Here is a 23845-nt window from a genome sequence, read left to right as displayed (position 1 = left end):
GGCTCGGTCCCGGGGAGGCTAGCCCCGGCGTAAACGCTTACGCAAGCGTTTACGCGATGCTTCTCATGCGTTACGGTTTCCCCACAATCACGCACGCCGTCGGAGACGTCGGCCACGTCGGGGAGGACGGCACCGGATGGCGACGATGGTGGATGTCGCACGTCGCGCGGGGGTTTCCGTGGCGACGGTCTCGCACGTCCTGAACGAGACCCGCCCCGTGCGCCCCGACACCCGCAAGTCCGTCCTGGACGCGATCGACGAGCTGGGTTACACGCACAACACGCTCGCCCGCTCCCTGGTGACCTCGCGCACCCGCTCCATCGGCCTCGCGGTCTCCGCGATCAGCAATCCGTACTTCACCGAGATCCTGCAGGGCGTCGAGGCGGGCGCGCTGGAGGCCGGGTACAGCCTGCTGATCGCCGATCCGCACGACGACCCGGTGCACGAGCGCAAGGTCGTCCAGCTGCTGCACGAGCGCCGCGTGGACGGCATGATCGTCGCGCCGTCCGCCGAACCCGCGGCCCTCGTCGAGTACGTCACCAAGCGCGCGGTCCCCACCGTCTACCTCGACCGCCTCGTCGGCGACACGCACGACCAGGTCTGCGCCGAGAGCACCGCGCCGATACGGCAGCTGGTCGAGCACCTGGCCGACCTCGGGCACACCCGGATCGGCCTGATCGCGGGCCTGCCGGGGCTGAGCACGACCACCGAGCGCGTCGCCGGCTACCGCGAAGGACTGCGGTCCCGCGGGCTGCCGTTCGCGCCGGAGCTGCTGGCGGGCGGCAACTCCGAGGCGGAGGGCGCCGAGGACGCCACCCGCCACCTGCTCGCCGCGCCCGAACCGCCCACCGCCGTGATCACCGCCAACAACGCCATGACCATCGGCGCCCTGAAGGCCCTGGGCGAGATGGGCCTGCGGGTACCGCGCGACATCGCGCTCGCCTGCTTCGACGACTTCTCCTGGGCGGACCTCTTCTCCCCCCGCCTCACCGCGATCTCCCAGCCCAGCCGGGAGATCGGCGCGGCAGCGGTCCAACTCCTCCTGGACCGCCTGGAGAACCCGACCCGGCCACCGCGCACCATCCGCCTTCCGTGCACGTTCGTCCATCGGACGTCGTGCGGGTGCGGGGGTGGGTCCTGATGCTCCATGCGTCGGGCCGTGGCTGTGGGGTGCGACCGGGTGACGGGTGGGGGGCACGTGGCGACTGCGGGCCGCGGGTCGGTTGCACGCCGCGAGTCGGCTGCGGGCCACGTGGCGACTGCGCCGCGTATCGGCTGCGGGCCGCGGCCGGGCCCGCCGGCGTGCTCGTCGACCGGCCGTGTGCGGCCCGCCCTGTCGCCCGACCCGCCCCGCCCGTCGTCCGCCCCGCCTGTCATGCGCCTCGCCCGTCGTGCGCTCCGCCCGTCGTGCGGTGGCGCCGCATGACACACCCGTACTGCCCCGGACCGGCCCCGGAAAGGACCCCCTCGTGATCGTCGTCGCCGGCGAAGCCCTCATCGACCTCGTCCCCGCGAACGCCCCCGCCCCCGCGAACACAGCGGACGGCGGGCGCGCGCCCGCGGACGGCGCCGCGCTGCCCGCGTTGCCCGCACTGCCCGCGCTGTCGCCGCAACGGGGCGGGGGCCCGTACAACACCGCGGTCGCGCTGGGCCGGCTCGGCTCGCCCGCCGCCTTCTGCTCACGGGTCTCGACGGACGCCTTCGGCGGTTCGCTGCTGGACGGCCTGCGGGCGGCCGGCGTGGACATCTCGCTGGTCCAGCGCGGCGCCGAGCCCACGACACTGGCGCTCGCCGACATCAGCCCGGACGGCTCGGCCGGCTACGGCTTCTACGTCGAGGGCACCGCCGACCGCCTCTTCACCCTGCCGCCCGCCCTCCCCGACGACGTGCGCGCCCTCTCCCTGGGCACCTGCTCGCTGGTACTGGAACCGGGCGCGAGCGCGTACGAAGCGCTGATGCGGCGCGAGGCGGCGCGCGGCGTGTTCACCGCCCTGGACCCGAACATCCGCGCCGGCCTGATCCCCGACCCGGACGCCTACCGCGCCCGCTTCCGCTCCTGGCTGCCGCACATCGCCCTGCTGAAGCTCTCGGAGGAGGACGCGCGGTGGCTGGCCGGCGCGGACGGCCTGCCGGCGGCGGCCGCCGCCGACGCGGTGGCCGGGGCGGTGAAGGAGTGGCTGGCCGCGGGCCCGGCGGCGGTGGTGCTCACCCGGGGCGGCGACGGCCTGACCGCCGCGACCCCGGCCGGCGAGGTGTCCGTACCGGGCGTACGCGTCGAGGTCGTGGACACGATCGGCGCAGGCGACACGGTCAACGCCGCGCTGCTGCACCGCCTGGACGCGCACCACGCGCTCTCCCCCGCCGCGGTGGCCCGGCTGGACGCGGACGCCTGGCGGGACATCCTCGGCTTCGCCGCCCGCGCCGCGGCCCTCACCTGCTCCCGCGCGGGCGCGGAACCGCCGTACGCCTCGGACCTGGCCTGAGGTTTCCTCCGGGGGCGGCGGACCGGCTGATCAGCCGGGCGGGCGGATCACGCCAGCGACAGGAAGAGCTTCTCCAGCTTGGCGCGCATCTCGGCGCGCTCCATCTCCGGCGCCCCGCCCTCGGCCTCGGCCGTCAGGCAGTGCTCCAGGCCCGTGGCGATGATCGCGAAACCGGCCCGGTCCAGCGCGCGGGAAGCGGCGGCCAGCTGCGTGACGACCTCTTCGCAGGACCGGCCCTGCTCGATCATCCCTATGACCCCGGAGATCTGCCCCTGGGCCCGGCGCAGCCGGTTGACGGCGCCCTTCAGTTCCTCTGCTGGCAGCTCCACGGCCTTCCCTTTCCACGAATACCCCGGTGGGTATGGTAGCGCCGGCCCTTGCACCCGCATTCCCGGTGCGCCCGAGAGGCCCCTCATCGACGTCGCGCCCCCGGGGAGTACGCCTCCGGAAGTACGCCCCCGGACACCTCCCCGGCGCCCTCAACGTGCTCGTCGACCAGCTCGACCGCGCCGTAACGGCCCTGCTGCCCGGAGGAGCGTACGGGCTCGGACACCAGCAGTCCGGCGCACCGCCGCGGCGATGGAGGGGCACCCTCCGCGCGGCGACCGGGCCGCCCGCTGAGGCGGTACGGCCGGCCCGGACGGCTCAGGGTCTGCGCCCTTGCCGCCCCCGGGCCCGCGGCCGCCCAGCGCCTGTCCGCCCCCGCCCGTCCCTCAGGACTTCCCCTTCGACTTCACCGCCTTCGTCACGGTCTTCTTCTTCGCCGGCGTCTCCGCGGCCACGGTCTTCTTGGCCGCGGTCCGCTTCGTCGCCGTCTTCTTGGCCGCCGTCTTACTGGCGGCCGACGTCGTCTTCTTCGCCGCCGAGCGCTTCGCCGGTGCCCCCTTCGACGGGGTCGCGTCGCTGACCCGGTCGCCGAGGATGTCCCGCAGGAACTTGCCGGTGTGGCTGGCCGGGACCCCCGCGACCTGCTCGGGCGTGCCCTCGGCGACGACGAGGCCGCCGCCGTTGCCGCCCTCCGGGCCCATGTCCACGACCCAGTCCGCCGTCTTGATCACATCGAGGTTGTGCTCGATGACGATCACGGAGTTGCCCTTGTCGACCAGCCCGGACAGCACGCGGATCAGCTTGTTGATGTCCTCGAAGTGCAGGCCGGTCGTCGGCTCGTCCAGGACGTAGACCGTGCGGCCCGTGGACCGCTTCTGCAGCTCCGACGCCAGCTTCACGCGCTGCGCCTCACCGCCGGAGAGCGTCGGCGCGGACTGCCCGAGCCGGACGTACCCGAGGCCGACCTCGTTGAGCGTCTTCAGGTGCCGCGAGATCGTCGGCACCGCCTCGAAGAAGTCCAGCGCCTCCTCGATCGGCATGTCCAGCACCTCGGCGATGGACTTGCCCTTGTAGTGCACCTCCAGCGTCTCGCGGTTGTACCGCGCCCCGTGGCACACCTCGCACGGCACGTACACGTCCGGCAGGAAGTTCATCTCGATCTTGATGGTGCCGTCGCCGGAGCAGTTCTCGCAGCGGCCGCCCTTGACGTTGAAGGAGAAGCGGCCCGGCAGATAGCCGCGGACCTTCGCCTCCATCGTCTCCGCGAACAGCTTGCGGACGTGGTCGAAGACGCCGGTGTACGTCGCCGGGTTCGACCGCGGCGTGCGGCCGATGGGCGACTGGTCCACGTGCACGACCTTGTCGACCAGGTCGTCGCCCGCGACCCGGGTGTGCCGTCCCGGCACCGACTTGGCGCCGTTCAGCTCCCGCGCCAGGTGGGTGTAGAGGATGTCGTTGACCAGCGTCGACTTGCCCGATCCGGAGACGCCCGTGACGGCGGTCAGCACGCCCAGCGGGAAGGACACGTCGATGTCGCGGAGGTTGTTCTCCTTCGCGCCGTGCACCGTGAGGCGGCGGTCGTGGTCCACGGGCCGGCGCACGCCCGGCGTCGGGATGACCTTCGTCCCGGACAGGTACTGCCCGGTCGCCGACTCCTCGTTGGCCAGCAGCTCCTTCAAGGGACCGCTGTGCACGACCTTGCCGCCGTGCTCACCGGCGCCGGGGCCGATGTCCACCACCCAGTCCGAGGCCTTGATGGTGTCCTCGTCGTGCTCGACGACGATCAGGGTGTTGCCGAGGTCGCGCAGCCGGACCAGCGTCTCGATCAGGCGGTGGTTGTCCCGCTGGTGCAGGCCGATCGACGGCTCGTCGAGCACGTACAGCACGCCGACCAGCCCGGAGCCGATCTGGGTGGCGAGCCGGATGCGCTGCGCCTCACCGCCGGAGAGGGTGCCCGCCGCGCGGTTCAGCGAGAGGTAGTCCAGGCCGACGTCGACCAGGAACCGCAGCCGCTCGTTGACCTCCTTCAGCACCCGCTCGGCGATCTTCTTCTGGCGGGCGTCCAGCTTCATGTCGCGCAGGAAGTCGGCGCAGTCGCTGATCGACATGGCGGCGACGTCGGCGATGGACTTGTCCTGCACCGTGACGGCCAGCACGATCGGCTTCAGGCGCGTGCCCTCACAGGCCGGGCAGGGCACCTCGCGCATGTAGCCCTCGAAGCGCTCGCGGCTGGAGTCGCTCTCCGCCTCGGAGTGCCGCCGCCGGACGAACGGCAGGGCGCCCTCGAACGGGGTGGTGTACCGCCGCTCGCGGCCGTAGCGGTTCCGGTAGCGCACCTCGATCTGCGTGCGGTGGCCGTTGAGCAGGGCCTTCTTGGCGCGCTGCGGCAGACCGGCCCAGGGGATGTCGGTACGGAAGCCGAGCGCGTCGGCGAGCGCGCCGATCAGCCGGCCGAAGTACTCCCGGTTGTGGCCGTGCGACCAGGGGTGGATGGCGCCCTCGTCGAGCGACTTCTCCTCGTCCGGGACGATCAGCTCGGGGTCGACCTCCATGCGCGTACCGATGCCCGTGCACTCCGGGCAGGCACCGAAGGGCGAGTTGAAGGAGAAGGAGCGCGGCTCCAGCTCCTCGAACGACAGGTCGTCGTACGGGCAGTAGAGGTGCTCCGAGTACATCCGCTCGCGCTGCGGATCGTCGGCGTCGAGGTCGACGAAGTCGAGGATGACCATGCCGCCGGAGAGGCCGAGCGCGGTCTCGACGGAGTCGGTCAGCCGGCGCTTGGCGGTCTCCTTGACCGTGAGGCGGTCCACGACCACCTCGATCGTGTGCTTCTCCTGCTTCTTCAGCTTCGGCGGCTCGGAGAGCTGGATCGTCTCGCCGTCGACCCGGGCCCGGCTGTATCCCTTGGTCTGCAGATCGGAGAAGAGGTCGACGAACTCGCCCTTGCGCTCGCGGACGAGCGGCGAGAGCACCTGGAACCGACTGCCCTCGGGCAGCTCCAGCACCTTGTCCACGATGGCCTGCGGCGACTGGCGGGCGATCGGCCGGCGGCACTCGGGGCAGTGCGGCTTGCCGATGCGGGCGAAGAGCAGGCGGAGGTAGTCGTAGACCTCGGTGATCGTGCCGACCGTGGAGCGCGGGTTGCGCGAGGTCGACTTCTGGTCGATCGAGACCGCCGGGGACAGGCCCTCGATGAAGTCCACGTCGGGCTTGTCCATCTGCCCGAGGAACTGCCGGGCGTACGAGGACAGCGACTCGACGTAGCGCCGCTGGCCCTCGGCGAAGATCGTGTCGAACGCGAGCGAGGACTTGCCCGATCCGGAAAGACCCGTGAACACGATGAGGGAGTCGCGGGGGAGATCGAGCGAGACGTTGCGGAGATTGTGCTCGCGAGCGCCACGGACGATGAGACGGTCTGTCACGCCGGTCGGCACCTTTCGTGAGAGGGGCGGGGTGCCGCGCACCCCCGCCCCAGGGTATGGGGGCCGCCGCGGCAATGTCTGTCGATGTCGTTTCGATGCCACACACGAGCCTATAGCACGTGCATTCGATTTCTGGTCTCCGTCGTCCGTCTTCACCCGAAGGTGTTGCCGGACGGCGCTCCGCTGACGCGAGGGCACCGGTGACCCGGCGCACGACAGCGCAGCGGCCTGCTGCACGGTGGAACCGGACGCCTGGTCACGCCGCGCCGAACGCCTGCTCACGGCGGCGCCGGACGCCGGATCCCACCACGCCCTTCACCGTAGCGCCGGGGTCTGACAACGCCCCTTCCCGAACCGGGCACAGCACCGCTGACCTGCACGGATGCGCCCGAGAACCGACGAGCGCGCAGGCCCGGACGCCTCGTCGGCCCGGCCCGGCGCACTCCTCGTACAACACCGGAACCGTCCCGTCCCTTCCCCCTGCCGCGTGCCCGCACCGTCGTGCGCTCCCGGCTGGCGACGTGCGCCGACTCCCGCCCCGACGGCGGTGGCGCTAGCTTCGGACCATGACCGACACCGCACAGGAATTCGCCTATGACGCGGCAGCCGTCCACGCCGCCACCGACCGCCTCCTAGTCTCCGTGGCCAAGCTCGACGACGAGGCCGTCGGGGAGCCCTCCCTGCTGCCCGGCTGGACCCGCGGCCATGTGCTCGCCCACCTCGCCCGGAACGCCGACGGGCTCGCCAACCTCTTCGCGTGGGCGCGTACGGGCATCCGCACGCCCATGTACGCCACGCCCGCCGCCCGCGACGCCGACATCGAGCGGGACGCCGACCGGCCGCTGGCCGCCCACCTTGAAGACCTGCGGTCCAGCGCCGAGCGCTGGGAGACGGCCTGCTCGGCGCTGGGCCCCGAGCGCCTGTCGTACGAGGTGGAGATGCGCAACGGCGTCGTCGAGCGGGCCGGGCGGCTGCCCTTCCGCCGGCTCGCCGAGGTCGAGCTGCACCACGTGGACCTCGGCGTCGGCTACACGGTCGACCATCTGGCGACGGAGTACGTGGACGCCGAGCTGGCCTTCCTCGCGGAGCAGCGGCTGAAGGGAGACCGGGACGTCGCCGCGCTGGAGCTGTGCACCGATGACGGGCGGAGCTGGCGGACGGGCCGCCCCGACGGCGCCCCGCTCACCGTCAGCGGTTCCCCGGCGGCACTGGTCGGCTGGCTCACCGGCCGCTCGAAGGGCGCCGGCCTCACCACCCCCGACGGCGCCGGCCTGCCGGAGCTGCCGGATCGCTGACCGGGGCGTCGGCCGGTGCCGCGGTACACCCCCCGGACGCGATGCTTCCAGGGCCCCGGCCAGTAGGCTGCGGGCATGGCGTACACCGGAGCAGTCAAGGTCGGCGGACCGGCCGACGTACACGAGCTGACCGATCTGATGATCTCCAAGGTCGCGGTCGGTCCGACGAACAACAACGCCTACCTGCTGCGCTGCCGCGCGACCGGCGCGCAGGTACTGATCGACGCCGCCGCGGAGCCTTCGACGCTCCTCGGGCTGATCGGCGAGAGCGGCATCACCTCGGTCGTCACCACACACCAGCACGGTGACCACTGGGGCGCGCTGCGCGAGGTCGTCGACGCGACCGGCGCCCGGACCTTCGCGGGCCGCTACGACGCCGAGGGCATTCCCGTCCCGACGGACGTCCTGGTCGAGGACGGCGACACCATCAGCGTCGGGCGGGTCACGCTCACCGCCCGCCACCTGGTCGGCCACACCCCCGGCAGCATCGCCCTGGTCTACGACGACCCGCACGGCCACCCGCACGTCTTCACGGGCGACTGCCTCTTCCCCGGCGGGGTCGGCAACACCTGGGGCGAGGCGAAGAACTTCGCCAGCCTGATCGACGATGTCGAGAACAAGCTCTTCGCGCGGCTGCCCGACGAGACCTGGGTCTACCCGGGCCACGGCGCGGACACCACGCTGGGCGCCGAGCGCCCGCATCTCGCGGAGTGGCGCGAGCGCGGCTGGTAGGAGCCACCGGGAAGCGAGACGGCGCGGTGTACGGGCGAGAGGCCCGCACACCGCGCCTTGTTGTGCCGCGCCGGCGCCTCAGGCGCCTATCGAGTCCTTGTCCTTGCCGTCCGCGTCGCCGGCCGCCTCGGCCTGTGCCTGCTTCTTCGACGCGCGCAGGCTGGTGATCGTCGTGATGACCAGCACGGCGCAGATGACGCCCAGCGAGACCGGGATGCTGATCTCCGGGACGTGCACCCCCGACTCGTGCAGCGCGTGCAGCACCAGCTTCACGCCGATGAACCCGAGGATGACCGACAGGCCGTACGAGAGGTGGACCAGCTTGCGCAGCAGTCCGCCGATGAGGAAGTACAGCTGCCGCAGACCCATCAGGGCGAAGGCGTTGGCCGTGAAGACGATGTACGGGTCCTGGGTGAGGCCGAAGATCGCGGGGATCGAGTCCAGCGCGAAGAGGACGTCGGTGGTGCCGATCGCCAGCATGACGATCAGCATCGGCGTCATCAGGCGCTTGCCGTTCTCCACGATGAACAGCTTGGTGCCGTGGTACTTGTCGGTCGACGGGAAGCGCCGCTCGACCATCTTCAGGAAGCGGTTCTCCTCGAACTCCTCGTCCTCCTCGTCGGCGCGCGCCTCCTGGATGAGCTTCCAGGCCGTCCAGATGAGGAAGGCGCCGAAGAGGTAGAAGACCCAGGAGAAGTTGGCGATGATCGCCGCGCCGGCGCCGATGAAGACGGCCCGCAGCACCAGCGCGATCAGCACGCCGACCATCAGCACCCGCTGCTGGTATATCGACGGCACCGCGAACTTCGCCATGATCAGGACGAAGACGAAGAGATTGTCGACGCTCAGCGACTTCTCGGTGATGAAGCCGGCGAAGAACTCACCGGCCGGCTGCCCGCCGCCGAACAGGAAGAGCCCGAGCCCGAAGAGGGCGGCGAGCGCGATCCAGACACCGGTCCAGACACCGGCTTCCTTGATGCTCACGTCGTGCGGCTTGCGGCCGCCGATGAAGAAATCGGCGGCGATGAGGGCGCACAGACCAAGAATGGTCAGCACCCACAGGGTCAGGGAAACGTCCACTGCTCCTCCGGCAGGTCGTAACAACACAAACAGCGTCGTCGCTGCCGGAGGTCTCTTCCGCCCCGAGATCGCGCGCCGTGCTCCGCGACCCTGAGTGGGCCGACGCCCCGGGATCTCCAACCGATCCGTGATGACGGGTACGCCGCAGGCGGGAATACTCCCCTCCGCACAAACAAGCGTAAAGTAATGCCATGGATAAGTAAAGAGTTAGATAAAATGCCAGGTCAGAGGCGGTGCGATAGACGGTACAGCAGAGGGTCCCGACCTCTCCGCAGACGCGCCGGTGGGCGTACGGGCTCAGCCCGTACGCCCACCGATTCCCCGCCGCCCCGTTCCCCCGGTCCGGTGACTTCAGCCCGGTTACTTCAGTCCGGCCTCCCGCATCTGGCGCAGCTCCTTCTTCAGCTCGCTCACCTCGTCGCGCAGCCGGGCGGCGACCTCGAACTGGAGCTCCGCGGCGGCCGCCCGCATGCGGTCCGTCATCTCCTCGATCATCTCGGCCAGCTCGGCGGCGGGCCGGTCCGTCGGCACACCCTCCGCGGCCTTGCCCTTCGCGCCCCTCTTGGCGCCCTTGCCGGCCTTCTCCGCGGCGCCGCCCAGCGCCGGCACCGGCGCCTTGCCCTTGGCGTCCTTGCCGTCGGCCGCCTTGCGGTACCCCGAGCCCAGCAGCTCCTGCGTGTCGACGTCCTCGCGCGCGATCGTCGCGACGATGTCGTTGATCTTCTTGCGGAGCGGCTGCGGGTCGATGCCGCGCTCCTTGTTGTACGCGAGCTGCTTCTCGCGCCGCCGGTTGGTCTCGTCGATGGCCTTCGCCATCGCGGGGGTGACCTTGTCCGCGTACATGTGCACCTGGCCCGAGACGTTGCGCGCCGCGCGGCCGATCGTCTGGATCAAGGACGTGCCCGACCGGAGGAAGCCCTCCTTGTCGGCGTCGAGGATCGCCACCAGGGAGACCTCCGGCAGGTCCAGGCCCTCCCGGAGGAGGTTGATGCCGACCAGCACGTCGTACTCGCCGGCCCGCAGCTCACGGAGCAGCTCCACCCGGCGCAGCGTGTCCACGTCGCTGTGCAGATAGCGCACCTGGATGCCCAGCTCCAGGAAGTAGTCCGTGAGGTCCTCGGACATCTTCTTGGTGAGGGTCGTGACCAGGACGCGCTCGTCTTTCTCGGTGCGCGTGCGGATCTCGTGGACCAGGTCGTCGATCTGCCCCTCGGTGGGCTTGACGACGACCTCCGGGTCGACGAGGCCGGTCGGGCGGATGATCTGCTCCACGTGGCCGTCGCCGCGCGAGAGCTCGTACGGCCCCGGGGTCGCGGAGAGGTAGACGGCCTGCCCGATGCGCCCCTGGAACTCCTCCCACTTCAGCGGCCGGTTGTCCAGCGCGGACGGCAGCCGGAAGCCGTGGTCGACCAGCGTCCGCTTCCGGGAGGCGTCGCCCTCGTACATCGCGCCGATCTGCGGCACCGTGACGTGCGACTCGTCGATGACCAGGAGGAAGTCCTCCGGGAAGTAGTCGAGGAGGGTGTTCGGCGCGGTGCCCCGCTCGCGGCCGTCGATGTGCAGCGAGTAGTTCTCGATGCCGGAGCACGTGCCGATCTGGCGCATCATCTCGATGTCGTACGTCGTCCGCATCCGCAGCCGCTGGGCCTCCAGCAGCTTGCCCTGCTTCTCCATCGTGGCGAGCTGCTCGGCGAGCTCGGCCTCGATGCCGGCGATCGCCTTCTCCATGCGCTCGGGGCCCGCCACATAGTGGCTCGCGGGGAAGACGTACAGCTGCTGGTCGTCGCTGATGACCTCGCCGGTCAGCGGGTGGAGGGTCGACAGCGCCTCGATCTCGTCGCCGAACATCTCGATGCGGACGGCCAGCTCTTCGTAGACCGGGAAGATCTCGATGGTGTCGCCGCGCACCCGGAAGGTGCCGCGGGTGAACGCCACGTCGTTGCGGGTGTACTGGATCTCCACGAAGCGGCGCAGCAGCTGGTCGCGGTCGATCTCCTCGCCAACCTTCAGGGGCACCATCCGGTCGACGTACTCCTGGGGCGTGCCCAGGCCGTAGATGCAGGACACGGAGGAGACCACGATCACGTCCCGCCGGGTGAGCAGCGAATTGGTCGCCGAGTGGCGCAGCCGCTCGACCTCCTCGTTGATCGAGGAGTCCTTCTCGATGTACGTGTCGGACTGCGGGACGTACGCCTCGGGCTGGTAGTAGTCGTAGTACGAGACGAAGTACTCGACCGCGTTGTTCGGCAGCAGCTCGCGGAATTCGTTGGCGAGCTGGGCCGCGAGGGTCTTGTTGGGCGCCATGACGAGGGTCGGGCGCTGCAGCTTCTCGATCATCCACGCGGTCGTCGCCGACTTGCCGGTGCCGGTGGCGCCCAGCAGGACGACGTCCTTCTCACCGCCGCGGATGCGCTGCTCCAGCTCGGCGATGGCCGCCGGCTGGTCGCCACTGGGCTGATACGGGCTGACGACCTCGAAAGGCGCCACCGTGCGTTCGATCTGGGAAACGGGCCGCATGGAACCCACCGTACGACCCACCACTGACAACCGGCGTCCATAACGCCGGCGCCGACGCCGCGGAAGCGTCCGGACACGCGCCGTCACGAGGCATTTCCTGCTTCACAAGGCCCTTCTCGCCCGTGCGGCCCCGACTGTCACCGGCTCCCCGGGGCTCCCCCTGGCTCCCCCTGGTCGGCCTTCCGGCGCTCACGCGGGGCGGCGCGATCGCACGCAAGAGGTGAACCGGCCAAAAGCGCCCGTCGCCCAAAAGGCGACGATCTGCCACCAGGCGCCCTTGAACAGCGGTCAAGCGCCGGTTTCCGCGGCCTCGGCCAGGACCTCCGTTGCGCGATCACGCCGTCCAAATCATCCCCGTACGGTCCCAAACCCGGGACACACGACACTTCTCGTTCAATTTATGTCCATCCCTGACCTATCTTCCAGTACACCGCCGTTGGGAACCTGCCGCAGACCGCCCCCCACAGACGTCGAATCCGAGGAGTCCGTATGCACATTCGGCCTGCCGCCGCCACTGCCGGCGCGCTCGTGGGGCTGACGGCGCTCTGCCTCCCCGCTGCCGCCGCCCAGGCCGCGGACCACCCGCACAGACCGATCACCGTCGCGCACAGAGGAGCCTCGGCCTACGCCCCCGAGAACACCATCGCCTCCATCGACGCCGCGCACGACATGGGCGTGGCCTGGGTGGAGAACGACGTCCAGCGCACCAAGGACGGCAAGTTGATCGTCATGCACGACACGACGCTCAACCGCACGACCAACGTCGAGGAGCTGTACCCCGGCCGGGCGCCGTGGAAGATCTCCGACTTCACCCTCGGCGAGATCGAGAAGCTGGACGCGGGCAGCTGGTTCGACGCGAAGTTCAAGGGCGAGCGGGTCCCCACGCTCGAGCGCTACATGGACGAGGTCGGCCACAACCACCAGAAGCTGCTGATGGAGCTGAAGTCGCCCGAGCTCTACCCCGGTATCGAGGCGCAGGTCCTGCGGCAGCTGCGGAAGGAGGGCTGGCTGGACCGGCAGCACGTGAAGCACCGGCTGGTCGTCCAGAGCTTCAACGGCGACTCGATCAAGAAGGTGCACGAGCTGCGCCCGGACATCAAGACGGGCTTCCTGGGCACTCCGGCCATCGCCGACCTGCCCAAGTACGCGCAGTTCACGGACCAGATCAATCCCAGCTACAAGACGATCAACATGGCGTACGTCTCGGCCGTGCACGCGTTCCAGGGCGCGCACGGACGCCCGCTGGAGGTCTACACCTGGACCGTCAACGACGCGCCCACGGCCAAGCAGGTCGCCGGCTGGGGCGTCGACGGCATCATCACCAACAATCCGGACGTCGTGAGGAACGCCCTGAAGGACTCCGGGTTCCTGGTCCCGGCCGCGTAATCCGCCGCGTCTCGGGGCACGAGCCCCAGCCGTCGGGAGTGGGAGTGGGAGCAGTGCTGCCGTCCCGCTCCCCACGGCGGTTGCCGGTGATCCCCGCTCCCCCGGCTTCTTTCCACGGCGATTGTCAGTGGGGGGTCCTAGGCTGAAGCCGTGACGATTTCCGAGGAACACGAGATCTCGGCGGCCGGGGCGCCCGAGGCGTCCGCCGCCGAGGGGCCCGGGGCGTCTCCGGGGGCCGTGGGCGACGGCCCGCCCACCCCGGCCCGGACATCGCGCGACTGGGCGTGGCGCATGCTGGACACCCCCATCGGCCCGCTCCTGCTCGCCGGCACCGACGCCGGTCTGGCCCTGGTCGTCTTCCACGCCGACGACAGGGCCCGGACCAGGTCGCTCGCCCGGCTGCGCGGCGCGTTCGGCGCCGAGCCGGTCGCCGCGATACCGGCGGTGGACACGGCCGCCGCGGAGCTCGTCGCGTACTTCTCCGGTGAGCTGCGGGACTTCACGGTTCCGCTGGACTGGTCGCTGTCCTCGGGCTTCAACGAGCGGGTGCTGCGCGAGCTGGCCGCCCACGTGCCGTACGGCACGGTCGTCGGCTACCAGGACCTGGCCGACCGGGTCGGCGAGCCCGGCGGCGCCCGCGCGGTCGGCGCCGCCATGGGCTCCAATCCACTGCCGGTCGTCGTGCCGTGCCACCGCGTCGTCGAGAGCGGCGGCGGACTCGGCGGCTTCGGCGGCGGACTGGAGACCAAGCGGCAGCTCCTGGCGCTGGAGGGAGTGCTGCCGCAGCCGCTGTTCTGAGCGACGGGGAGGGGCTGCTCCGCTGACTGGCCGGGACAGGCAGCCGACGCCTCACGCTGTCTCCCGTGCCACGCCTTCTCCGCTACGCCTTCTCCGCTACGCCTGCCCCTGCGAAAGGTCCCGCTCATGTCCCGTCAGGTCGCCCTGCTCCGCGGCATCAACGTCGGAGGGCACCACAAGTTCCCGGTGGCGCAGCAGCGCGCGCTGATGGCGGAGCTGGGCTTCGAGGACGTCACCGTCCTCCTCCAGACCGGCAACATCGTCTTCGCCGACCCCGGCGTCGCTCCGGAGGAGACCGCGCGCGCCCTGGAGGCCGGTTTCGCGGCGGCGCTGGGCTTCTCCGTACCGGTCATGGTCCGTACTCGCGACGACATCGCCGCCGCCGTCGCGGCCAACCCGTTCCCCGAGGCGGTGGCGGAGCCCAAGACGCTGCACGTCACGTTCCTGTCGGAGTCGCCCGCCGACACGGCCCCGCTGGACGCCCTGGACCCGGCCGGGTACGCGCCCGACACCTTCCGGCTGCTCGGCCGCGACCTGTACCTCTGGTGCCCGGAGGGCGTCGGGCGTTCGCGGCTCGCCGCGGCCGTCACCGCGGCGAGCCTCAAGCTGGGCGTCACGGCCACCGCCCGCAACTGGAACACCGTCAACAAGATCCTGGCCGTGGCCGACGGCGGGTGACACCGTCGTGGCCCGTGACGCCGTCGTGGCGCGTGCCGGCCCGTCAGCGCCAGCCGTAGCGCTCCCGCAGCCTGTTCACGACCAGGTTGAAGCGGCCCCGGTCCAACGCACAGGCTTCCCGCCGCATCCCGTCCGGATGCACCCTCAGCACCCGGTCGAGGGCGATCCACGAGGGGCGCCCGGCGCGGTCCCAGGGACCGGAGCCGATCGCCACCCACTCCCGGTCGTCGTGCCGCTTACTGGACAGCTGCACGGCGAGCAGCGTGCCCGTCCGCTCGCGGGCGACGACCAGCACGGGCCGGTCCTTGCCGCGCCCGTCGTTCTCCTCGTACGGCACCCAGGTCCACACGATCTCGCCGGGGTCCGGGTCGCCGTCGGGGTCCGGCGCGTACACCGTCCGGACCGCGCCGACCGTCTGCGGCCGCGCCTCCATCGTCGCCGTCGCTCCGGTGCTGCCCGGCAGCGCCGCCACCCGTTCGCCCACTTCGTCGATTGCCATGGCCTCACCGTAACGGGCAGTGGATCATGGGTTGATGAGGGTCCTTTCGCGGGCTGATGGCGGGAGCGCGGTTCGCCGGCAGCTGATGAGGGGCCGTCCGCGGGTCGGCGAGGTGCCTCCACGCGCCGCGTCTGCCGATCGCTCAGATACCGTCCCGTCGGCCGAGGCCGATACCGCTCCACGCCGGGCGGCACGGATCGTCGGCCCGTACGACGACGTCGGCGGCCTCCCTGGGCCCCACTTCCGCCTCGTACCGCGCGAACGCCGGCAACGTCCACCGCTCGCCCGCCTCCGTACGCCGCTCCAGCGCGCCCGGCGACAGCCCGAGGTGCACGGTCAGATCGAACGGGAACCACTGCCCGAGCAGCAACGGCCCGTGCAGGATCAGCACGCCGCCGGGCGGCAGCCGGACGTACGGGCTGCGCGTCGCCCGGTCCCGTTCCGGGTCCCACAGGTCCGGGAGCACCCGGCCGCTGCCCCCGGCCTCCAGCGGGTTGAACACCTCCCGCCACAGCGCCTGCCGGTCGAACCACTCGTCGTAGTACGCGTCCGGATCGTGCCGCCCGTACTCCAGACGCAGCGACGCCGGCCGCAGGAACCCGTATGCGCCGCTCTTCTGCACGAAACGGCCGCGCAGCCGCAGCGCCTCGGCGAGCAGCCCGGCCGGCTCCCCGGGGCGGGCGGCGGGAGCCGCGTCGATGCCCACGCGCAGCCAGGGACTGCCGTCCTGTGCCGTCATGCCCGCCACCTCTTCGGCGAGCGCGTCGGTCAGCCGTTCCCAGGTGATCGCTTCGAGCCGCACACCGTCATTCTGCCGCCGCGGCGCCTCGTACGTCACTGACCTGCGTGATCCGTACGTCACTGACCTGCGTGATCCGTACGTCACTGACCTGCGTGATCGTGCGACATTGCCCGCTCGGCTCCGTACATGGGCCGAGAGGGCCCGCCCGTCCCTGCGCGTCGTTGACCTCCGGCGCCGTGTAGTTGATCATGAAGCGGGAGGCTCTCCGGCCGCACGGACAGCCGGCCGGCGGGCTTCCTCCCCTCAGCCGTCCAAGAGGCGCCGCGCCAGGGCGAGATGATCGGTGGGCTTCCGGAGCGGGGCCTGACTGCGGTGCGCGGGCGTGCGTTCGACGACGGTCGTACCGGTCTCAGCTTCGAGCGCCGGGGCGTAACCGGCCGCACGCAGGGCATCCAGGGTGGGCCCCGGCTCCTGCGCGCTGACGAGCACGGTCGGCGCGATCGCCCGCAGCCCGAGTCCGCGCAGCTCCCGGTGGGCGGTCAGCTCATGGACGAGCGCGGCGTCATCGGAACGGATGCAGCAGCCGGCGCGCACGACCCGTATGCGCCCGTGCGTGCGCGCCGTGTCCTTGATCAAGTACGTCAGCGGGGGCGGCAGCGGTCCCGTCGCGGACGCCGCGGTGAGGTCGTCGATCAGCGCGTCAGCGGTGCGGCCCGCGTCCAGCGCCCGGCGGATGGAGGCACCGCTGAACCGCCACGCGGTGGCGCTGTCGTCGGACTCGCGGTCGGCGGCGAGCGCGAGCAGCGCGGACAGCTCGGCGGACGGTGGCCCCGGCACGACGGCCGTCAGATCGCCCTGAAACAGGGCTTGTTCGAGCGGTGGAGGAAGCAGCGTACGAAGCGCCGCGCGCAACGGGGCCGGATCGGCTGCCGTCTCCGCACGGAGGAGGGCCCGACCGACGGACGTGAGCGTCCCGTACGCGACAAGGCCCAGGAAGGCGGCCTCGTCGAGCGTGTGGGCAGCGCGTTCCAGAATCATCGGCTCGTCGGCGACGGCCAGCGGCCGGTGCCAGCCGGCGACCGCCACCAGCGGCCGCAGCACTTCCAGCGACGACGCGTCCGGGGATGGGATCGAAACCCCGGGGCCGGGCGCGGCACAGCCACCGGCGCCTGTACTGGTATTGGTACTTGTGGCGAGGGCGGCGAGCAGGCCGTGGCGCAGGGCGGGCGCGCGGCGGTCGTCCCCGCGCTCCAGGGCCGTCGGGGTCTCCCCGAACGGCGTCCACGTCGCGATCGCCCAGTGCCGGGCCCACGCGGTGAGGACCGGCAGCAGTCGCTCGCCGGGCGGCAGCGCGAGCCAGTCGTCGTACCCGCTGGTGGGCAGCGCGACGGTGCCGGCGGGCGTACGGCTCAGGGCGATCAGATCGGCCGCGAGCGCGAGGTCGAGCAGGAGTCTGGTACGTGGCTCGGAGGTGCCGGCCGCCTTCGCCAGCCGCCGGATCTCCCGTACGGCGGGCCCGCCCGACTTGCGCAGCGCCGCGGGCTGCACCGCCAGCGCGGCGAGCAGCCGCTCCAGCGCCCCGACGAGCGCGGCGGCCGCCGCCTGCGACTCGGCGGTCAGGGCCCGTTCGTCGACCGGTCCCGTGCCTGTACCTGTACCTGTACCCATACGGGTATCCGTACCCGTAGACGTAGTCGTAACGGTCGCGGGCGTGGTCGCCAGGGACGCGGGCGAGGGGGCGGGCTCGAAGGCGCCGAGGTCGTGAGCGCCGATCAGCTGCGCCGTACGAGGCGGTACGACGACCCGGCCGTCCTCCATCGGCGCGGCGAGCCCCGCCTCGTACAGCGCCTCCAACGCCGTCCCGACGGCCTCCCGGTCCGCACCGAAGGCCGCGTACACGTCCGCCACCGGCACCGGCTCCGTCGCCAGATCCGGAAAGGCCAGGCTGTGGGCCATGAGGGACTGGTAGCCGGCGCCCGGATCGGGGGCGGCCGGCCCGTGCGCGGCCTCCCGGGCACGGGCCTGGCTGATCCGGGCGGTCGCGGCCAGCACATGGAGGCACGGCCGGTCGAGCCCCAGCACTACTTGGTGGAGCGTTTCGTACGACCACAGGGAGGCGGCCAGTTCACGGAGCCGGGCCGGCGCGGGGCGGCGCGAGAGCGGCTCGGCGTGCCGGGCGAGGAGCGCGGCGAGCTGCTCGGGCGTGCGCCGCGCCAGGGCGTTGGTGAGTGTGTCGAGACCTTCCACGGGGTGACTCTCTTCGGTCGTCTCTTGAGTCGTCTCTTCAGCTGGCTCTTCAGCTGTCTCTCTTCAGCCGCTCAGTCGTCTACTCCGTTGCGAGCAGCGGAGTGAGAGCGCCCACGGGGTCGGCGTCGGCGCGCCCTGTGGGCCACCAGTCCTCCACCCCGGGATCGGATTCGTACGGATACCAGCGGCCGTCGTGGCCGAAGCGCAGCTGTATGCCGCGGTCGGCGTCCGTGAGGTGGTTGTGCCGAGGCCGCAGCGAGGGGAGGTCGGCGGCCGACAGGGCACTGCGGGCGCGGTCGAAATCACCGGCCGGCGGGTCCCACGTCGTCTCCAGAAGGCGGAGCCCTTCCGGTCCGCCCTGCCGCCAGGCGGCCACGGCACGCGCGACGTCGTTCACCGGGCGGTCGGTGGCCTCGGCGACGCTGCGGTAGATCTCCCTCGTGCTGGCGGTCAGCCCCGAGGTGGGGTGCGCCCCGGCAACCAGCCGGATCGCGTCCTCCCAGAGGGTGCGGGCGGGGAACGGCGATGCCGCGGCCTCGGCGGGCGCTGCCCTGGATGGGGCGGGCCGCCCGGTGGGCGCGGTGGCTGCCCGGGCGTCGGCCAGGCACGTGCGGGCCCGGGCGGCGGCATCGGCGGCCAGCAGTTCGATGGCGGCCGGGTCGATGGCCGGGTCGTCGGCCGTCGGCAGCACCAGGGGCCGCTCCGGGTGGGCCGGCACGGGCAGCGGGGGCGGCAGCGGCGGCAGGTCCCGTACCTGCAGGGCTGCGCGGGCCGGTATTCCCGGGAGCGCCGCGCGGGCCGCCCGTTCGGAGTGGGCGCTGTGCGTGGCGTTGCGCCGCGAGAGGTCGTCGAGCAGCTCCCGCTCGCCGCGTCCGCGCATGAGGAGCAGTACGAACGGGTCGGCGTCCAGTAGGCGGGCGGCCTGGAAACACAGCGCCGCGGCGTGCTTGCAGGGATGCCCGCGGTCGGGACAGGAACAGCGTGGTACGAGATCCCCGGGGCCGGGCAGCAGCCGCACGCCCACCTCGTCCTGTCGCTCGGCCAGGGCCCGCGGCACCGTCCTGCCCAGCAGGGCCGCCAGGTGGGCGGGCCGGGCGGCGACGCCGTCGAGGAATGCCTCCCACGCCGCGTCCGTGAAGGGACGCAACCGGAGTTCAGCCCGGTACGGATACGGTCGGCTGCCCGTCACCGGCGCGGAGATGCGGCCCGGGGCCACGGTGATCCGGCCGACGTGCCCGCCGCTCGCGTAGTCCCGGCCGCGCGCGAGCCGCGCCGTGTCGAGCGCCGTGCTCTCCAGCGCGTCGAGCCATGCCCGTCCCCACCAGGTCTCGGCGAACTCCTCACCGTCCCCGCCACCGGCCGCCACCGCGGGGAACACCCGGGCCCGTCCTGCCGCACGACTCGCCGCCTCGGCGCCGCCGCCCTGTACGCTCCCCGCGTTCCCGGTGCTCCCCGCGCCGGGACCACCGTGCGCTCCCTTCAGCGCGTCCCCCAGGCTCCGAAGCCCCGGCCCCGACCGCTCCGGCGGGGTGCGCCGCTCAACGGCTTCCAGGCCACTGCCGGCACGCGCCAGCCGCCCCGCTCCGCCCTCCGAAGCCGCGCCTCCGGACGCAGTGGTAACCACATCCGACGCCGTAGCCACATCCGACGCCGCAGCCGCAGCCGCAGCCGCATCGCCAACTTGCTTGATTTCAGTGGTCTCAGCGGGCTTCTCGCCTCCCCCCGCCTCATCGGCACGCGCCTTCTCGTGCTCCGCGCGTGACAGCGCTTGGCGAGCCCGCTCCGCAGCCGCACTCCGGCGCACGGCCCCCTGCTCCGCGCCCTCGTTGGCCGCCCCCGCGCCCTCGTCCGTCACCGGGGACTCCTGCGGCTGGGCCGACTGTGCCCGGAACGGCTGCGCCGGGGATACCTGCGCCGGGGACGCCTGCCCCTGAGACGCCCGCTTGTGGACCGGCTGCTTCTGGGATGCCCGCACCCGGGCGCGCCTCGCTTCTCCGGCCGCCCGCTTCAACGCCTGCCGGGCCCGCTCCGCCCCCTGGCTCCGGCCTTCCTCGCCGTCACCGGCCGCGCCTGCCGACGAGCCGTTGTCCGGTGCCGCGTCAGCCGACTGCGGGGCCGACTGCCGGGGCCCATCTGCCTCACGCATGGGACGCCCGGGCTCCTGTCCCGTACGCCGCACAGCCTGCCGCGCACGTTCGGCCGCCTCACTCCTCCGCCGGGCCCCGGCCCCGGGCTCCTCGGCTTCGTCGGCAGGCCGCACGCCGTCACGCGCTTCCGCGTCCGCACCGCGTCCAGCCCCTTCCCCCGCACGCGCCGCGTCTCCCGGCACGTCCTCGGCCTCCCGGTCACGGCTCGCCTCCGCGGCGGCCTCACGCGCCCGTGCGATGGCCCGGCCGCGCTCCAACTCCCGGCGGACCCGCTCCAGTCCCTCGCCCGTGGCCGCCGCCCCCTGCTCCTCGTTACCCCGGCCGTGCTGGTCGCCGTCCTGCCCCTTCGGGCTGTGCCCCTCGTGCTGGTCGTGGCCGCTCATGCCGACCTCCTCAGCGTGACGAGATCGGAGAGTTCCGCGTCCGTGAGTTCGGTCAGGGCCGCCTCGCCACCGGTGAGCACGGCATCGGCCAAGGAGCGCTTGGCGGCGAGCAGTTCGGCGATCCGGTCCTCCACCGTCCCTTCCGTGACCAGTCGGTGCACCTGGACGGGCTGCGTCTGCCCGATCCGGTAGGCCCGGTCGGTGGCCTGCTCCTCCACGGCCGGATTCCACCAGCGGTCGTAATGGATCACATGGCCGGCACGGGTGAGGTTCAGTCCCGTACCCGCCGCCTTCAACGACAGCAGGAACACGGGAACTTCGCCCGCCTGGAAGCGGTCGACCATCGCCTCCCGCTGCGCGACCGGTGTCCCGCCGTGCAGCAGCTGAGTGGGTACGCCACGGGCCCTGAGGTGCTCCTCGAGAAGGCGCGCCATCTCCACGTACTGCGTGAAGACGAGCGTCGCGCCGTCCTCCGCGAGGATCGTGTCCAGCAGTTCGTCGAGCAGTTCGAGCTTCCCGGAGCGCGCGGTGAGGCCGGGCGCGGCCTCCTTCAGGTACTGCGCCGGGTGGTTGCAGATCTGTTTGAGCACCGTGAGCAGCCTCATCACGAGGCCGCGCCGCGCCATGCCGTCAGCCGCCTCGATACGGGCGAGCGTCTCGCGGACGGCCGCTTCGTACAGCGCCACCTGCTCGCGGCCCAGCGGCACCGGATGGTCGGTCTCCGTCTTCGGCGGCAGCTCGGGGGCGATACCGGGGTCGGACTTCTTCCGCCGCAGGATGAAGGGCCGTACGAGCCGGGCGAGGCGTTCCGCGGCGCCCGGCACCTCACCGCCTTCGATGTCCCGGGCGTGCAGGGCCCGGAAGGTCTTGAGCGGCCCGAGCAGTCCGGGCGTCGTCCAGTCGAGCAGGGCCCAGAGCTCGGAGAGGTTGTTCTCCACGGGGGTGCCGGTGAGGGCGACCCGCGCGGGCGCCTTGATCGTGCGCAGCGCCTTGGCCGTGGTGGACTGCGGGTTCTTCACATGCTGCGCCTCATCGGCGACGACCAGCCCCCAGGAACACTCGGCCAGCCTCTTGGCGCTGCTGCGCATCGTCCCGTACGTGGTGAGGACGAAGCCGCCTTTCAGGTCCTCCAGGCTGCGGCCGGTGCCGTGGAAGCGCCGCACGGGGACGCCGGGGGCGAACCGCTCGATCTCCCGCTGCCAGTTCCCGAGCAGCGAGGCCGGGCACACCACGAGGGTGGGGTCGGGGTGGTCGCGGTGGAGGTGCAGCGCGATGGTGGTGACGGTCTTGCCCAGGCCCATGTCATCGGCGAGGCAGCCGCCGAGCCCGAGCGCGGTCATCCTGTCCAGCCAGGCCAGGCCGCGGAGCTGGTAGTCCCGGAGGGTGGCGTGCAGCCCGGCGGGCTTCTCCAGGGGCGCGGCGTCGGCGGTGAGGCGTGTACGGAGGTGGGCGAGCACCCCGAGCGGTACGACTTCGACGCGCTCTCCCTCGACCTCGGTCTCACCGGCGAGCGTCACGGCGAGCGCCTCTGTGGGATCGAGGTATCCCAGCTCTCTCTTGCGGGCTTTGCGTACGAGGGCGGGGTCCACGAGCACCCACTGGTCGCGCAGCCGCACGAGGGGGCGGTGCGCCTCTGCCAGTACGTTCATCTCCGCGTCGCTCAACGGGGACCCGCCGAGTGCCATCTGCCATTCGAAGCGCAGCAGTCGCTCGGCATCGAAGAAGCCGAATCCGTCCGCCGCGGAACCGGGCGCGGGCCGCACGACAGCGGTGCTGGTCAGCCCCCGGGCCAGCTCCTTGGGCCAGTGGACGGCGACTCCCGCCGCCTTCAGGCGCGGCGCGGCATCGCCCAGCAGCTCATACAGCTCTTCTTCGTCGAGCGGCAGCACATCGGGGACGGGGTGGTCCAGCAGCCGGCCGAGCGGCGGCCAGACCCGGGCCGCCCGGCGCAACGCGAGCAGCGTGTCCACCTGCGCGCGCGGCCCGAAGCCGTCGGGCGCCTCCCCGTCCCACAACTGCCGCGCGTCCGCGACCAGCGTCGGATCGGTGAGATGGCTGACCTGGAGAACCGCTGCCGCGGCCCCGGCCCTGCCGCTCGTCCCGTACTCGTCCGCACCACCGGGCGCCGCCTCTTCTTCTCCCTCTCTCTCCCTCTCTGTCTCCCTCTCCGTGTCCTCCTCCGCCGACATGTCGAACAGCTCGTGTGCCGACAGGTCCAGCCGCAGCGAGATCCGTACGCCGCTGTCCACGCCGGCCGCGACTTCCGCCGCCCAGTCCCGCGCGCCGGGCAACCGCTGCGGACCGGCCGCGGCGAACGGGGCGCCCGCCACATGCACCGCGGCCGGCGTGCGTGGCAGGACATCGACGACCGCGTCGATGAAGGCGCGGACCAGGGCATTCGGCGCATGCAGCTGGAGGGGCTTGCTGCCGGGCACGGGGACGGCATGGGCCTCGGCAGGCATGGCGGCGGCGATCGCCCGGAGCTGCGCGGCGTCCTCGGCGTCCAGCGGCCCGGCACGCCATGCGTCCGCGTCGTCGGCGGTGAGGCCCGGGAGGATGCGGCCGCGCGCCACCAGATGGAGCGCCTGACAGGCGGCCGCACCCCAGCACGCGGTGGCTGGGTGCGCCGTCGGGTCATGGCGGGCGCGGACGAGCAGGGGCACGGCCTCAGCGACGGTCAGTTCGAGCGCGGGAACCGTACGACTGCGGACAGAATTGCCGTGCCGTCGCACGACCTTCAGCTCCGTGGCCTTCGCCGCTCCCGGCGGCTCGGGCAGCGGCTCGCCCTCCGGACTCCAGAAGGCGATCTTTCCGGCGCGCGGCAGCTCGGCCGGCAGAAACACCGCTGCATGCCGGGTCACACCGTGCGACGCCGCGGCCGGACCCGCACGACCGTCGGGGAACGGCCCGGACGGCGCGGCGCCGGTCGACCAGGCCTGCCCGGCCTCGCCCCGCGCGCTCGTCTCCCGCCGTCTCGCCATGCCGTTCCGTTCGTGTCGTACTCCGACTCGTGAGTCTACGGTCGCCTCCATCAGCTCCCCCTCCCGTCCGCGATGCGGCCGCCGCTGCAAGCCGCGACCCTGCGTGAAAACCATGGAAGCAGACGGCA

Annotated in this window: 16 protein-coding genes; 7 read left to right on the top strand and 9 right to left on the bottom strand. The window is 72.1% G+C overall.

The window, feature by feature from the left end:
- Positions 1–136 precede the first annotated feature (136 nt).
- Both ACZ4MH_RS21430 and ACZ4MH_RS21425 read left to right on the top strand, forming a co-directional pair.
- Entirely contained in the window at positions 137–1141 is a 1005-nt protein-coding gene (locus tag ACZ4MH_RS21430) for a LacI family DNA-binding transcriptional regulator (RefSeq protein WP_351587580.1), read from the top strand.
- Between the two features lie 328 nt (positions 1142–1469).
- Entirely contained in the window at positions 1470–2483 is a 1014-nt protein-coding gene (locus ACZ4MH_RS21425) for a carbohydrate kinase family protein (protein WP_351587577.1), read from the top strand.
- A 47-nt stretch (positions 2484–2530) separates the two neighbouring features.
- Here the strand turns inward: ACZ4MH_RS21425 and ACZ4MH_RS21420 are convergent, their stop codons facing one another.
- Both ACZ4MH_RS21420 and uvrA read right to left on the bottom strand, forming a co-directional pair.
- Positions 2531–2872: a metal-sensitive transcriptional regulator gene (locus ACZ4MH_RS21420; RefSeq protein WP_351587574.1), complete on the bottom strand. Its 342-nt coding sequence runs from the start codon at positions 2870–2872 to the stop codon at positions 2531–2533.
- A gap of 324 nt (positions 2873–3196) precedes the next feature.
- On the bottom strand, positions 3197–6232 hold the full coding sequence (gene uvrA / locus ACZ4MH_RS21415; protein ID WP_351587568.1) for an excinuclease ABC subunit UvrA: 3036 nt from the start codon (positions 6230–6232) through the stop codon (positions 3197–3199).
- A gap of 566 nt (positions 6233–6798) precedes the next feature.
- Here uvrA and ACZ4MH_RS21410 point away from each other — a divergent pair.
- On the top strand, positions 6799–7527 hold the full coding sequence (locus ACZ4MH_RS21410) for a maleylpyruvate isomerase family mycothiol-dependent enzyme (RefSeq protein ID WP_351587565.1): 729 nt from the start codon (positions 6799–6801) through the stop codon (positions 7525–7527).
- 75 nt (positions 7528–7602) lie between these two features.
- A complete protein-coding gene (locus tag ACZ4MH_RS21405; RefSeq protein ID WP_351587562.1) occupies positions 7603–8259 on the top strand; it encodes an MBL fold metallo-hydrolase in 657 nt (218 codons plus the stop codon).
- Positions 8260–8337: 78 nt separating this feature from the next.
- On the opposite strand, the gene ACZ4MH_RS21400 is transcribed toward ACZ4MH_RS21405, so the two are convergent.
- Complete coding sequence (locus ACZ4MH_RS21400) at positions 8338–9339, bottom strand: TerC family protein (protein ID WP_351587559.1); 1002 nt, start codon at positions 9337–9339, stop codon at positions 8338–8340.
- A gap of 360 nt (positions 9340–9699) precedes the next feature.
- A complete protein-coding gene (uvrB, locus tag ACZ4MH_RS21395; protein ID WP_351587556.1) occupies positions 9700–11856 on the bottom strand; it encodes an excinuclease ABC subunit UvrB in 2157 nt (718 codons plus the stop codon).
- A gap of 489 nt (positions 11857–12345) precedes the next feature.
- Between uvrB and ACZ4MH_RS21390 the strand changes: the two genes are divergently transcribed.
- The 3 genes from ACZ4MH_RS21390 to ACZ4MH_RS21380 all read left to right on the top strand — a co-directional run bounded on the left by ACZ4MH_RS21390 (position 12346) and on the right by ACZ4MH_RS21380 (position 14718).
- Complete coding sequence (locus ACZ4MH_RS21390) at positions 12346–13242, top strand: glycerophosphodiester phosphodiesterase (RefSeq protein WP_351587553.1); 897 nt, start codon at positions 12346–12348, stop codon at positions 13240–13242.
- Between the two features lie 291 nt (positions 13243–13533).
- Positions 13534–14040: a methylated-DNA--[protein]-cysteine S-methyltransferase gene (locus ACZ4MH_RS21385; protein WP_351587770.1), complete on the top strand. Its 507-nt coding sequence runs from the start codon at positions 13534–13536 to the stop codon at positions 14038–14040.
- A gap of 126 nt (positions 14041–14166) precedes the next feature.
- On the top strand, positions 14167–14718 hold the full coding sequence (locus tag ACZ4MH_RS21380; RefSeq protein ID WP_351587550.1) for a DUF1697 domain-containing protein: 552 nt from the start codon (positions 14167–14169) through the stop codon (positions 14716–14718).
- A 43-nt stretch (positions 14719–14761) separates the two neighbouring features.
- On the opposite strand, the gene ACZ4MH_RS21375 is transcribed toward ACZ4MH_RS21380, so the two are convergent.
- The 5 genes from ACZ4MH_RS21375 to ACZ4MH_RS21355 all read right to left on the bottom strand — a co-directional run bounded on the left by ACZ4MH_RS21375 (position 14762) and on the right by ACZ4MH_RS21355 (position 23717).
- Positions 14762–15217 carry a type II toxin-antitoxin system PemK/MazF family toxin gene (locus ACZ4MH_RS21375; RefSeq protein WP_351587547.1) on the bottom strand — a complete coding sequence of 152 codons (456 nt, stop codon included), beginning with the start codon at positions 15215–15217 and terminating at the stop codon, positions 14762–14764.
- Positions 15218–15359: 142 nt separating this feature from the next.
- Positions 15360–16019 (bottom strand): nucleoside/nucleotide kinase family protein, encoded by a 660-nt coding sequence (locus ACZ4MH_RS21370; RefSeq protein WP_351587544.1) that lies wholly within the window; start codon positions 16017–16019, stop codon positions 15360–15362.
- Between the two features lie 243 nt (positions 16020–16262).
- A complete protein-coding gene (locus ACZ4MH_RS21365) occupies positions 16263–18206 on the bottom strand; it encodes a helicase-associated domain-containing protein (protein ID WP_351587541.1) in 1944 nt (647 codons plus the stop codon).
- Between the two features lie 79 nt (positions 18207–18285).
- Positions 18286–19584, bottom strand: a complete 1299-nt coding sequence (locus ACZ4MH_RS21360; RefSeq protein WP_351587538.1) for an SWIM zinc finger family protein — start codon at positions 19582–19584, stop codon at positions 18286–18288.
- A gap of 1148 nt (positions 19585–20732) precedes the next feature.
- Positions 20733–23717 carry a DEAD/DEAH box helicase gene (locus ACZ4MH_RS21355; protein ID WP_351587535.1) on the bottom strand — a complete coding sequence of 995 codons (2985 nt, stop codon included), beginning with the start codon at positions 23715–23717 and terminating at the stop codon, positions 20733–20735.
- Positions 23718–23845: the final 128 nt, after the last annotated feature.

Source organism: Streptomyces sp. NPDC026301, from assembly GCF_055567935.1.
The sequence above is the reverse complement of the archived record's forward strand: the minus strand, read 5'-3'. Positions and strand labels throughout refer to the sequence as shown.

Bases quoted from the DNA above. Each gene is read 5' to 3' on its own strand.
- ACZ4MH_RS21430 (WP_351587580.1), top strand. From the start codon at position 137: ATGGCGACGATGGTGGATGTCGCACGTCGCGCGGGGGTTTCCGTGGCG.
- ACZ4MH_RS21420 (WP_351587574.1), bottom strand. From the start codon at position 2,872: ATGCGGGTGCAAGGGCCGGCGCTACCATACCCACCGGGGTATTCGTGG.
- ACZ4MH_RS21410 (WP_351587565.1), top strand. From the start codon at position 6,799: ATGACCGACACCGCACAGGAATTCGCCTATGACGCGGCAGCCGTCCAC.
- ACZ4MH_RS21405 (WP_351587562.1), top strand. From the start codon at position 7,603: ATGGCGTACACCGGAGCAGTCAAGGTCGGCGGACCGGCCGACGTACAC.
- uvrB (WP_351587556.1), bottom strand. From the start codon at position 11,856: ATGCGGCCCGTTTCCCAGATCGAACGCACGGTGGCGCCTTTCGAGGTC.
- ACZ4MH_RS21390 (WP_351587553.1), top strand. From the start codon at position 12,346: ATGCACATTCGGCCTGCCGCCGCCACTGCCGGCGCGCTCGTGGGGCTG.
- ACZ4MH_RS21385 (WP_351587770.1), top strand. From the start codon at position 13,534: ATGCTGGACACCCCCATCGGCCCGCTCCTGCTCGCCGGCACCGACGCC.
- ACZ4MH_RS21380 (WP_351587550.1), top strand. From the start codon at position 14,167: ATGTCCCGTCAGGTCGCCCTGCTCCGCGGCATCAACGTCGGAGGGCAC.
- ACZ4MH_RS21375 (WP_351587547.1), bottom strand. From the start codon at position 15,217: ATGGCAATCGACGAAGTGGGCGAACGGGTGGCGGCGCTGCCGGGCAGC.
- ACZ4MH_RS21355 (WP_351587535.1), bottom strand. From the start codon at position 23,717: ATGGCGAGACGGCGGGAGACGAGCGCGCGGGGCGAGGCCGGGCAGGCC.